12 protein-coding genes are annotated in these 12229 nt (G+C 42.5%); 6 read left to right on the top strand and 6 right to left on the bottom strand.

The genetic code is table 11. The features are described from left to right. The 3 genes from F6K38_RS26960 to F6K38_RS26950 all read left to right on the top strand — a co-directional run. Positions 1 to 311 (top strand): peptidoglycan-binding domain-containing protein (locus tag F6K38_RS26960; protein ID WP_287358136.1); only part of this gene is annotated, 311 nt, incomplete at its 5' end. A gap of 395 nt (positions 312 to 706) precedes the next feature. After that, positions 707 to 1087 (top strand): peptidoglycan-binding domain-containing protein, encoded by a 381-nt coding sequence (locus F6K38_RS26955; protein ID WP_287358133.1) that lies wholly within the window; start codon positions 707 to 709, stop codon positions 1085 to 1087. A gap of 1203 nt (positions 1088 to 2290) precedes the next feature. Continuing rightward, entirely contained in the window at positions 2291 to 2686 is a 396-nt protein-coding gene (locus tag F6K38_RS26950) for a peptidoglycan-binding domain-containing protein (protein WP_008189184.1), read from the top strand. A gap of 483 nt (positions 2687 to 3169) precedes the next feature. On the opposite strand, the gene F6K38_RS26945 is transcribed toward F6K38_RS26950, so the two are convergent. From F6K38_RS26945 to F6K38_RS26930, 4 genes are all read right to left on the bottom strand, one after another. Then, positions 3170 to 3346: a hypothetical protein gene (locus tag F6K38_RS26945; protein WP_008189188.1), complete on the bottom strand. Its 177-nt coding sequence runs from the start codon at positions 3344 to 3346 to the stop codon at positions 3170 to 3172. A gap of 398 nt (positions 3347 to 3744) precedes the next feature. Beyond that, on the bottom strand, positions 3745 to 4062 hold the full coding sequence (locus F6K38_RS26940; RefSeq protein ID WP_008189192.1) for a hypothetical protein: 318 nt from the start codon (positions 4060 to 4062) through the stop codon (positions 3745 to 3747). Positions 4063 to 4212: 150 nt separating this feature from the next. Then, the gene (locus tag F6K38_RS26935) at positions 4213 to 5136 is read right to left on the bottom strand and encodes a tetratricopeptide repeat protein (RefSeq protein ID WP_131826993.1); all 924 of its coding nucleotides are present in this window, start codon (positions 5134 to 5136) and stop codon (positions 4213 to 4215) included. Beyond that, positions 5106 to 5879 (bottom strand): RNA polymerase sigma factor, encoded by a 774-nt coding sequence (locus F6K38_RS26930; RefSeq protein WP_008189195.1) that lies wholly within the window; start codon positions 5877 to 5879, stop codon positions 5106 to 5108. The genes F6K38_RS26935 and F6K38_RS26930 overlap by 31 nt, the downstream gene beginning before the upstream one ends. Here F6K38_RS26930 and F6K38_RS26925 point away from each other — a divergent pair. Next, positions 5864 to 5986, top strand: a complete 123-nt coding sequence (locus tag F6K38_RS26925; RefSeq protein ID WP_267872106.1) for a hypothetical protein — start codon at positions 5864 to 5866, stop codon at positions 5984 to 5986. The genes F6K38_RS26930 and F6K38_RS26925 overlap by 16 nt on opposite strands. A 221-nt stretch (positions 5987 to 6207) precedes the next feature. On the opposite strand, the gene F6K38_RS26920 is transcribed toward F6K38_RS26925, so the two are convergent. Next, entirely contained in the window at positions 6208 to 6930 is a 723-nt protein-coding gene (locus F6K38_RS26920) for a helix-turn-helix transcriptional regulator (protein WP_287358130.1), read from the bottom strand. Positions 6931 to 7486: 556 nt separating this feature from the next. Between F6K38_RS26920 and F6K38_RS26915 the strand changes: the two genes are divergently transcribed. Next, entirely contained in the window at positions 7487 to 11080 is a 3594-nt protein-coding gene (locus F6K38_RS26915; RefSeq protein WP_287358126.1) for a WD40 repeat domain-containing protein, read from the top strand. 640 nt (positions 11081 to 11720) lie between these two features. Then, a complete protein-coding gene (locus tag F6K38_RS26910; protein ID WP_287358123.1) occupies positions 11721 to 11975 on the top strand; it encodes a hypothetical protein in 255 nt (84 codons plus the stop codon). A 97-nt stretch (positions 11976 to 12072) separates the two neighbouring features. Here the strand turns inward: F6K38_RS26910 and F6K38_RS26905 are convergent, their stop codons facing one another. Then, entirely contained in the window at positions 12073 to 12210 is a 138-nt protein-coding gene (locus F6K38_RS26905; protein ID WP_154659939.1) for a hypothetical protein, read from the bottom strand. Positions 12211 to 12229 lie beyond the last annotated feature (19 nt).

Below are 12229 nucleotides of genomic sequence, written 5' to 3'. Positions count from 1 at the left end.
TCAATTCTAAATCTGTACTAGCTAATGGTTCTGAAGTAACTAGTCAGGCTAACGCTGCTTACGTCACCCACCTACCAGTTTTGAAAAAGGGAACAGCCGGTGAAGCTGTCCGCTTTCTCCAGCAGTTATTCAATTGCTTCATGGGCTATTCTTTGGTTCTTGACGGACAGTTTGGCTCCCAAACAGAACAGGCAGTAAGGGATTTCCAAAGCTACTATAACTCCCTCTACAAATCTAATCCTGACTACTTGATTGTTGATGGGATTGTCGGTAAAGAAACCTATCGTGCCATCGGTAATATGTTTTGCTAAAGATGCCGAATTAGTGCGTTCGCGTACCGTGACGGTCAATCGCGAACCGCTCTTTGGGCTAATCCCTGATCTGGTCAGGTGCGTTACACGTTGTTAACGCACCTTTTTTGCGATCAGTAATGGGTTCGGGTAGCGGCTGGGAGCATCCCTTTTTCAACAAACACACTGAAACGGCTACAAGTTAGCTGACAAAAGGGTTTTGGGCTTTGAAATCGGTTTAATGGGGTCAGTCGAGAACAAAAAATTGCTGCTAACTCGAAAAATTCCAAAATAGGGTTTTGAGATCGTCTTAAGGGTGTAGAGACAAAAGACAGAAAATAAAAACTTTGTCCAATGTCGAAACCTGAAAAGGTTTTCCTAGTAAACGTCAAATCATTAAGGAAAAGAAATCCCTCATGCTAACTAACACTATCAATTCTAAATCTGTACTAGCTAATGGTTCTGAAGTAACTAGTCAGGCTAACGCTGCTTACGTCACCCACCTACCAGTTTTGAAAAAGGGAACAGCCGGTGAAGCTGTCCGCTTTCTCCAGCAGTTCTTAAATTGCTACACGGAGTATTCTTTGGTTATTGACGGACAGTTTGGCTCCCAAACAGAACAGGCAGTAAGGAATTTCCAAAGCGACTACAACTACCAGGGCAAATCTAATCCTGACTACTTGATTGTTGATGGGATTGTCGGTAAAGAAACCTATCGTGCCATTGGTAATATGTTTTGCTCTCACGGGGTGACAAGCAGCCAGAACCTAAGAGACAAGGAGGGTTGTAGCAATTAACCCTGGGGAAAAAATCAAGGGATTTCATCCCGACCGTCTATGATAATGATAATCTAACACCACTGGGGTAGTACCATCGCTACTACCCCAGTGGTGAGTTGATGTTCTGTGTTAACAAACCAGTGTCTTCACAATGGCTGATGATTAATGGTAAAAAAATCTCGGTCTGTATCATGAGTAATGACCGAGAAAATGTTAAATCAATTACTATCTTATCAACAACATCTCCAGCTTTACTTAAATCACAAACAAATCCTAACTTTTAAAGTGTTACTAGTTTCCTTACTGCCAGCTCACAAACAAGTAACACTTTAAAAGTTAGCGGCTTATTTACCTTTACCTATTCTTTATGAAAGTCGTCGGCGACATTTACAAATCTTCTTGAGTCTTAAAAAGATTAGTGTACCATTAATCTGCTTTCCAATTATTAAATATTTCGTCAACAATCATTTCTAAAAAGGAATTCGTATTCTGGTTATCATTGATGGAACTAAGTGGCAAGATAACAATCTATTAATGGTGAGTGTCAGCTATCAGAAAAGAGCCATACCAGTGTACTATAAATTATTAAAAAAGAAAGGGAGTAGTAATAAGCGTGGAGCAAATTGCTGTACTACGTCCAGTTATTAAGATCTTCAAAGATTATCAAATAGTAGTCATAGGAGACAGAGAGTCTCAAGTTTACCTCTGAACAGCCCCCGTTAAGGGGGTTTTTTGATGCTAACATAATCCCATAAAGTCCCGACCGGCTATTTGGTCTATACAGCTCGTTACTGTTAGTAATTAATCCAATTTAGCGTTATCTTGTACTCTCTGTAACAAACACAAGGGCAGGGATCTAGCCTCGGTTGCACCAGGGGTAAATTGTCCCTGGTGCATCTCATATTTGTAAAAAAGAAGGGGCGGGGGCGCGGGAAGTGTGGGAATTTTTGCCTAATTTCATCCATTGAGATGCACCCAATTGTCCCTGACACTGAAACGGCTACAAGTTAGATGGCAAGAGGGGTTTGAGAGGTGAAGTGGGTTTAATGGGGTGAGTCGATCGACAAAAATTGGTGCTAACTCGAAAAATTCCAAAATAGGGTTTTGAGATCGTCTTAAGGGTGTAGAGACAAAAGACAGAAAATAAAAACTTTGTCCAATGTCGAAACCTGAAAAGGTTTTCCTAGTAAACGTCAAATCATCAAGGAAAATAAATCAATCATGGGAACTAACACTATCAATTCTAACTCTGTACTAGCTAATGGTTCTGCAGCAGCTAATGGTTCTGCACTAGCTAATGGTTTGGCACTAGCTAATGGTTCTGAAGTAACTAGTCAGGCTAACGCTGCTTACGTCACCCACCTACCAGTTTTGAAAAAGGGAAAAGCCGGTCAAGCTGTCCGCTTTCTCCAGCAGTTCTTAAATTGCTACATGGGCTATTATTTGGTTATTGACGGACAGTTTGGCTCCCAAACAGAACAGGTAGTAATGAAGTTCCAAAGCGACTACAACGAAACCCTCTACGAATCTGATCCTAACCACTTGATTGTTGATGGGATTGTCAGTAAAAAAACCTATCGTGCCATCGATGATATCTTGACTCTACGGTCATGCTAAATAAACACTTTGGCAAAGGGACTGAGGCCGTGGGCCAAACGCGAACGGAGCAGGGGAAAGAGGCCGTATTCAGAAAATTTTGCTAGTTAAATAGCCTAAGAACCCTTGTACCGTAAGCTTTCTGAGTTTTTTAACTGTCGGTTTAGCATAAAAGGTACTGAAGAACCAATATCTTTTGCTAAAGATCCCGAATTAGTGCGTTCGCGTAGCGTGACCTACGGTCAATCGCGAAGCACTGCCCTTTGGGCTAATCCCTGATCTTGTCGGGTGCGTTAACCAAGTGTAACTGAGATCTTGCACCATTGTCATTAATCGTAGGGTGGGCAGTGCCTACCAAGGCGCTTTGCAAGCTTCATTATCTGTCTGGTGCACTGCCCACCCTACATGAACCAAGCTTATTGAGAATGGTGCAAGATGTGAGTGTAACGCACCTCTTTAACTGTCAGTAATACTTTCCCATAGCAGCTCTTTGCTGAGCATCGCTTATCCTAGGGTTAACACTCCCATGGGAAAATCCACAACTAAACGCTTTGTTCGTAACCACAAAACACCTAAAAGACTATTGACCAGTTCATTTCCGCGTAACACTTCAACCGTAAACTCCTCTTCCTCAATAACTACCTTTACCTCATATAGCGTTTTTATTTGAGATGTGAACATAGGATTGATATAAAAAGGGAACAGGGAACAGCGGATCTGGGAACAGGGAACAGTAGTCAAGATATCCGAGCAGTTTTTGGTATTATGATAAATCAGCAGTAAACGGGAGCAGGTCAAAGTTGCAGAACAAAAGTACTATGTCCCATTAGCGGAAGCAATTACCCATGAGGGGGCTATAGATAATGTACAAATATAAATAAGTAAATGCTCCCCCTATTACCTATTACCTATTACCTATTACCTATTACCCAAATTTAGTACTTTGGTTCTGCATAAGTGACATGCTTCCGCAGTAAACCCTGTATCTAACAGTGCCATAACGGGAAAAATCTCCCCATCAGCAGACATCAAGCCAATTTCAAAAAATAACTCCCCTCGACTATTAAATTCACCTTGGATCATATTCTGCCACAAGTTCCCGTTTCATTAATTTGCATAATAATACACTTTTTACCTGGATGTTTAGAACGGGATTTGGAAAGTGCTACCTTTTCATCTTTATCGATAAAATACTCTCCACTATCAGATTCAATAATAATAAACCAATCATAATGCTCTTGAATCAACTCTGGTTGTACTCGCTCAAAGAGCTCTCGACAACGCTTATAAAACACTGCATCTTCTGCTTTAATTCTGGCTTTTTCTTCAGGAGACAGTCGTTTCTCCGGAAAAACCTGTCCTCGCCTTACAGTGTGATGGGAAGATGATTGTGTCATTGGTTTTACGACCTAGGAATCACTTATAGCAAAGGGAACAGGGAACAGGGAACAGGGAGTAGGGAGTAGGGAGTAGGGAACTTCGGATCAAAAATTATTACAATCCATTTTAGATGGTGCGTTACATTTCATTAACGCACCCTACAACTATTATTGGTCAGACAAAAACCGGGAATAATAACACCAGCCATGAGGATTATTTGGGTACTGCTCAGTAAATTGCTTCAATATAGCCACGCTTTTTGCTGATTCTCCTCGCAACCGATAATAGTCAGCCTGTAACTTATGAGCATCAGCGGAGTGGGGAGCCAGTTTCAATACAGCATTAACTATCTTTTTAGTCTGCTTTCCTTCTTTACCCAATACTAATTTCATCCGGCAACGATAGGCCAAGCGTCGTTTTAAAACTGAGTAATCACCAGGGGCTAACTGTTCTGCTCTACTTAACCTCAACTCTGCTGACTGAAAATCACCCAGTATTAGGAGTGCATCATAACTGTGAATCATAGCAACAATATCATCTGGCTGAAGTAACAAGATTTGCTCAAAAGCTTTCAGAGCAGCGTGAGCATTATCCAGTTCCATCTCAACTCGCCCCCATGCTAACCAGTGAGACGGATTTTCTGGCTCAGAAGATGCGGCTGTCTCAAAGGCTTTTACTGCTTTCTCTGGCTGACGGCGACAGACCTCTATCAAACCCCGGATATGATGCCCAGTAGCAACATTACTGGATAATGGCAAAGCACTCTCATAAACCTCAATTGCCTTAGCCACCTCTCCCATCAACTGTAAAAGTTTCCCCAGTTTCAACCTTACCTGAATTAATTGAGGTTGCCGCTGAATAACTTGGTCATACTCCTTAACAGCCTGCTCCCAGTTTCCACTTTTATAGAGCAAATCAGCCAATTCCAACCGTTTTTTCCATCCAGAGGGATACTGCTGCACATAGTTAGTTAAGGTTTTCAACTTCTGCTGTTTTCGGGTGGTTTTTTTATCTAATACCAGTTGTACATTTAACTGGACCTTTGAAGACTGGGATAAGGTTACCAAACAGGGGTTAGTGTTTCTAGACATATCGCTGTTACCTCATAATTAATTTTATCATTAATTTGCTCAAAATGGCACTCTTTTGTTGTCGCATTTTGAGATGGAATAACTGATTTTTTAGTTTTCACTTCATCCCAACTATCATCCTTTTCAATATCTTTTAACAAGGGGTGATAATCATCTATGCCTGATAGATACCGCTTCAACTGCTTTTCCATAATTGCTCGCCCCTTTTGAATGCGTTTGTAAACGTTATCCACCGAGAGAGCAAGTTTTTTGGCAATGTCTGGGTAGGGTATATCTTGGTAAAAATGCAGCACAAAAGGCTCTCGCAGTTGGGGAGACAGAGCGTCTATTTCACGGCGGATGTACATTCGTAACTCGCGACGGAGAAGAGCTGACTCAGGAGAGTAATCACTAGAAGCTAATGTCTGGTGTTCTCCCCCTGCCATTTCTTCAATGCTCTCCATACCGATTGCACCTCTGTGGCGTTTTCGATGCAGATCTACGCAGAGGTTATGAGTCATTCGAGTTAGCCATGCTTTGGGATTAGTAATTTTTTCGGCGTGGTGTGGTAGTTTCTCCCACGCCTTGATTCTGGCCAAACTTAATGCTTCTTCAGCATTGGTGCGATCGCCTCCCATCCAAGTTACGCACCGACCGTAAAGATAGTCTTGATTGACCAGCCATAACTGCCAAAAGGCAGTGCGATCGCCAAGAGATATACTTTTTAATAGATTAATCTCGTCTAATTTTGTTTCTGTTTTCATTTTTTTTTAGGGAATCGGGAATCGGGAATCGGGAATCGGGAATCGGGAATCGGGAAAAAATTCGTAAGCATTCAGCTATCAGCTATCAGCCGTCAGCTATCAGCTAATGCGCTACTTAAGGTGCTACACCGAACAGCTTTTGAATAAAACAAGTAAGCATTGGTTTAATCTCTGTTACGTCAGCACCTCAAGTAGCGTGAGCCATTCTTAGCCTGGCTATTCCCGTAGCCTAGCCTTTGGCCTTTGGCCTTGGCTGACGGCTGACGGCTGAATGCTTACAAAAATTCTGTGTACCTCATAGCTAGGAAAAACGCTATATATATTAATGTTAATACTGCATCACTTCTTTTTGTTTAGCGTAAATGTTTTTCAGGTGCTTCTTAACAGTATTGATGCTGATACATAGCTGCTGTGCAATTTCTTCGTAAGTAAAGTTCGCTTTTTTAAGTAACCATACTTCCTTCTCCCGGTGACTTAACCCATATTTAATAGCATCAGTGATAGCGGAATTTTTGGTAGATTGATGTTTATCTTCTAGGGTGAATAACAGATAAGGATCTCGGGATAATTCTAACGTTAACCATCTAACCCTAACCCGAAATTTAACTGACTTATCCACGTTAATTTCAGCTTCGAGAATTAGTTTGCGATCGCCAAACAACTCACGACTATCAATTAATGATTCGCAAACTCGCCAAATTGCCTGAGGGATAGAATTTATCGGTGACTTACCTTGAGAGATTTGAGAGCACATTCGACGTCCAGACTCATTGGCATGAAACAACTTTTTGTTAGTATTTAGAATCAGCACCCCATCAACAAAGCCTTCAATAATTGCTTTGAGCAGTAATGGCAAACCTTCTTCTGAATCTAACTCTGGCTTACTGCTTTCGGGTTTAGTAGCTTCTGCTTTGATTGATTGTGGTAAACTTAAATAGTGTTTAACAGAATCTAGTTTTTTATCCGGTTTATGAAGTTCAGATGTGCTTGAAGCCGCCACTTGGTTAACATCAATACAAATGGGTTTGGTCAAGAGTTTTTGATTAGTCATGGTGAAATGTGATTATGATAAATTACTTGGGGTTATTTCAAATGCCATCGAGCAACTAATTGGTTGTTTTCCGTTTTCCATTTAGCGCTCAAATTATTTCGATTTTTAGCAGTCCACTGGGGCTGCTGAAATTATTATCAAAGATAAATTCGCTGTAATCAGCTAGGTTATCTAGTCCAAGGAAGTTGAGCCAAATTTCTAACAATAGCCATAACGTTGTTCTTGCCAACAGTTTTTTATAGAGCACATTCATGGTTTTATTTAGGATAAAATTACTAGAATATATAGCAGTTGTTTGACTCAGTGGTGCGTTACGGGCAGCAACCTAACCCGGGCGTTGAGGCTGAAAATTAGGGTGAGCGCCCCTAACGCACCCTACAGAACTATTGCCTATTGCCTTTTGCCTTTTGCCTTCAATTGCTATATATTCATCAAACCCCACTGCATACTGACTTACCGCCTGAGATGATCTGACTTGTGACTAACTTGTGACGAACTTGTGACTGAATTTTCCTCTGTCAATGGTATAATCCCTACAGTCAGGATCCCATCAGCCATGCCCAGGTCGCTCAAAGTCCGTAAGGAGTGCATTGAAAAAGTTAAACTGGCAGTCAGGCGTAACGGTTTTCAGAGCCAGAGGGCTTTGGCTGAAGATGTGGGGTTTGCCTTAGCCACAGTCAGCAACTTCCTGACCGGTAAACCCGTTGACTATATTACTTTTGAAGAACTTTCTCAGAAATTGGCACTGGAATGGAGAGCCATTGCCAATTTGGATGTTGACCTGCCATCCCAGGCTGTAGATGATGTACTATCCCAGACTGTAGAGGACCTGCCATCCCAGACTGTAGATCAAAAGCCACAGATCACAACCTCCCCCAAACGCCAAGACTTGGGAGAAGCAATTGATGTTACCAATTTCTACGGGCGCAAGGAAGAATTAGCCACACTCAAACAATGGATTATTAATGACCATTGCCGACTGATTACCTTAATTGGCATGGGTGGAATTGGTAAAACAACTTTGTCTGTCAAGTTAGCCCAGCTTCTACAATCGGAATTTCAGTACCTGATTTGGCGAAGTTTGCGTAATGCGCCACCCATTCACGAGCTTTTGACGGACCTGATTGGGTTTTTGTCCGATCAGCAAGAAACCACTTTACCCGAAAACTTAGATGGTAAAATATCCTGTTTAATCGACTATCTGCGGGCAGAGCGTTGTTTGTTGATCTTAGATAATGTAGAGTCAATTCTATCCCCTGACCAACGGGCAGGAGCCTATCGCCCAGGATATGAAGGCTATGGGCAGCTGCTCAGAAGCTGGGGCGAGACTAACCATCAAAGTTGTCTGGTGTTGACCACTCGGGAGAAACCCAGAGAAATTAGGAATAAAGAAGGTGTAAACGCTCCCATTCGTTCCCTGAGGTTACCTGGCTTAACAGAGGGAGAAGGGGAGAAAATTCTCGCCGAAAAAGGCTTTTCTGTCTCAAAAGACGAATGTCAAGCACTGGTAGAGTTTTATGGGGGCAATCCTTTAGCCTTGAAGATTGTTGCCACCACAATTTATGAGTTGTTTGACGGCGATGTGGCTCAGTTTTTAGAAGAAGGCACTATTGTCTTTGGTGATATTTCCGATTTAATGGACCAGCAGTTTAATCGCTTGTCAACTATAGAACAACAGGTGATGTACTGGCTGACCATTAATCGAGAATGGGTCTCATTTAAGGAGCTACAAGGGGACATTATTCCGGTTGTTTCATTCAAACATTTATTAGAAAGCTTAGAATCTCTACAATTGCGCTCAATGATTGAGAAGACTTCGGGAAAATTCACTCAACAACCGGTGGTGATGGAGTATGTCAGCGATCGCTTAATTGAACAGATTTTTCAAGAAATTCAAACGGGAGAAATAGCACTATTGGAGCGCTGTGCCTTAATCAAAGCCCAAGCCAAAGATTATCTGAGAAATGCCCAAATTGAGCTGATTCTAAAACCGATTACCGAACAACTCCTCAACCTGCTTGGTCTCCCGGAAAATGTGCAAAACTATTTGAATCAAATTTTATCAAAACTGAAGTCTTTTCCCCCTCGAAAACCCGGATATGCCGGGGGGAATGTTGTCAATTTACTCTGGCAGCTTGATCTTGACCTGAGTGGCTATGATTTTTCTAACTTAACGGTTTGGCAAGCTTACCTACAGGGCATGAATTTGCATCGAGTCAACTTCGCCAATGCCGATTTAAGTAAGTCGGCTTTGACTCGCACCTTAGGGGGGGTTTTATCAGCGACCTTTAGCCCAGATGGGAAACTCCTGGCAACCAGTGTTGATAATGAGATTTGGTTGTGGGATGTTGCCAACATTAAACAAATTATTACCTGCAATGGTCATACCGCTTGGGTGCAATCCCTGGCTGTTAGTCCAGAGGGAGAAATTTTAGCCAGTGGTAGTAACGACCAAACAATCAGGTTGTGGAATGTCCACACCGGGCAATGTCTGAAAACACTGCGAGGTCATACCAGTTGGGTGCAATCCCTAGCTTTTAGTCCAGAGGGAGAAATTTTAGCCAGTGGTAGCCATGACCAAACGGTAAAGCTGTGGAATGTCCACACCGGAAAATGTCTGCAAACCTTGTCAGGCCATAGCAATCCAGTATTTTTTACTACCTTCACCCCCAATGCACAAACCTTGGTCACTGGGGGCGAAGACCAAACTGTGAGAGTCTGGGATGTCAACACTGGTTCTTGCCTGCAAGTCCTAGAAATCCCGATCAATTGGGTATTATCGATTGCCCTTAGCCCAGATGGAGAAACATTGGCAACTGGAAGTGATGGCACAACGGTAAAATTTTGGGATTTAGCCAGTGGTGAGTGTATTAAAACCTTACCAGACTACAACAGTCATGTGTGGTCAGTTGCTTTCAGCCCAGATGGTAAAACACTGGTGACGGGTAGTGAGGATACAACGGTTAAAATCTGGGACGTGGCAACCGGGAAATGTCTACAAACGTTGCACGAGTATAGCAATTCCCCTTTAGGCAATAGCTACGCTTCACGGATTTGGTTGGTTGCTGTTAATCCCGATGGTCAAACCTTGCTGAGTGTGAGTGAAAACCAAACCATGAAGTTATGGGATATCCACACGGGACAATGTTTAAGAACAGTGGATGGGTATAGTAATTGGATCTTATCCGTTGCTTTTAGTCCAGATGGTGAAATGTTGGCCAGTAGTAGCGAAGACCAACGGGTAAGATTGTGGGATATTGATAGGGGGCAATGTCTACAAACCTTGTCAGGACATACTAATCTGGTCTCATCGGTCACTTTTGCTCCCAAAGACGATCAGATTCTGGCCAGTAGCAGTGACGACACAACTATCAAACTTTGGGATGCAAATACAGGAGAGTGTTTGCAAACACTGTGGGGACACGATAGTTGGGTGCATGCGGTCAGCTTCAGTCCAGAGGGAGAAATTTTAGCCAGTGCCAGTCGTGACCAAACGGTAAAGCTTTGGGATTGGCATACGGGAGAATGTCTGCACACCTTAGAAGGGCATATTCACCATGTCAAAACTATTAGTTTCAGTCCCTGCGGTAAAATCCTAGCCAGTGGTAGCCATGACAACACGATCAAACTTTGGGATGTCAGTACGGGAACCTGTCTACAAACATTGCCAGGTCAAGGGGATTGGGTTTTATCGGTTGTGTTCAGTCCCGGTGGAAATCTGCTGGCGAGTGCCAGTGGAGACCAGACGATTAAACTGTGGGATGTTGAGACGGGGCAATGTCTACAAACCTTATCCGGTCACACATCTAGAGTCAGAACAATTGCCTTTAGTCCAGATGGCAAGAGTTTAGCCAGTGGCAGTGATGACCAGACTGTTCAACTGTGGGATATCAGTACAGGTACTGTTCTCAAACTATTTCAGGGACACCACAAAGCAATCCGGTCAATTGCCTTTAGTCCTAATCGTCCTGTGTTAGTGAGTAGCAGCGAAGATGAAACCATTAAGCTTTGGGATGTGGAAACCGGTAAATGTGTAAAAACCCTGAGAATTGATCGACCCTATGAAGGGATGAATATTAAAAACGCCATTGGGTTAACAAAACCTCAGAAAAACACGTTAAAAGCTCTAGGTGCAGTAGAGAAAGGCTAAGCCAGCTTGTAGGGTGGGCAAAAACAGTTTGGTTTTTTGGAGTATTCTTGTCGGAGATTACTTTGCCCACCCTACTTGAATTGGTATTTTTTGTATACGCAAGTACCCTACCTATCCGAGGAGTCAGGAGCTTTAATTCAGGGCTCAAAATACCCTGAATTAAAGCCTGGCAGCGCAATGGTTCTATATCCCTTGACAAATCAGCTCTTAATATGCTATAGTATAAATAGAGATTATTATCATACAGCAGGGTAAGCTCAAGAAATATTCAGCCAAAATGTGATCTAGGGCAAGGATTATGACCATAGTAAGCCTTGATTCTTAGCACTATAGCGCTTATTTATCGCTATTGTTAAGAATAATTCGGCGTTGCTGAATTGAAGTATTAATTTAAATCCTCTGGTTTTGGGAAAGCCCCCGTTGGTCCCCATCTGTAAAATAGCGTTGCATCCGTGCTCTTCCCCCCCCGGTGCGCTTACAGTCGTCGAATTAAATTCGCCACTGCTCCCACCGCAGTATTGGGGGGTTAGGGGGGCTAGGGGGGCTCAATCATACCCAGAATCAGCAACGCCAATAATTCCTCTTTATTGAGTCTTGCGCTTACCCTGTATCATATCAGTTGGGGTTAAAAAAAGTGGCTATGGAAAATACAGAATCTAACCAAAATTCTGAAGATCAAGTAGTAGAAAATACAGCTGGCGATACTAACCCCTTAGGGGACCCTCGCTCCGACTCTCAGGAAACAGTAACAACTCCTGAAGAAGCTGAAGTAAAAGCTGAATCGAGTGATGAAAATGTCGAAACAGATAATCAAGACACTAAAGAAATTCCCGCACCAGAATCTAATCCAACTACTAGTGAGCGTTCTCCAGGAAAAACCGATAGAGGTTTATAATCCAGGAGTTATATTCTTGGGCGAGAATTGACCAACTCAGCCGGGAGCATGTCACCTTTGTAATTAGGTACATAGATCCCCCCTAACCGGGAGCATGTCACTTATGCAGAACATTTGTACGCTTATCTGGGTAATAGGTAATGGGTAATAGGTAATGGGTAATAGGTAATGGGTAATAGGTAATGGGTAATAGGTCATCAGGGGAGCATGTCACAAATGCCGAATATTTGTACATTATCTATAGCCCCCTCATG

This window comes from Moorena sp. SIO3B2 (genome assembly GCF_010692525.1).
In the GTDB taxonomy this organism is placed as follows: Bacteria; Cyanobacteriota; Cyanobacteriia; order Cyanobacteriales; family Coleofasciculaceae; genus Moorena; species Moorena producens.
This window is presented reverse-complemented; position numbering and strand designations above follow the sequence as displayed.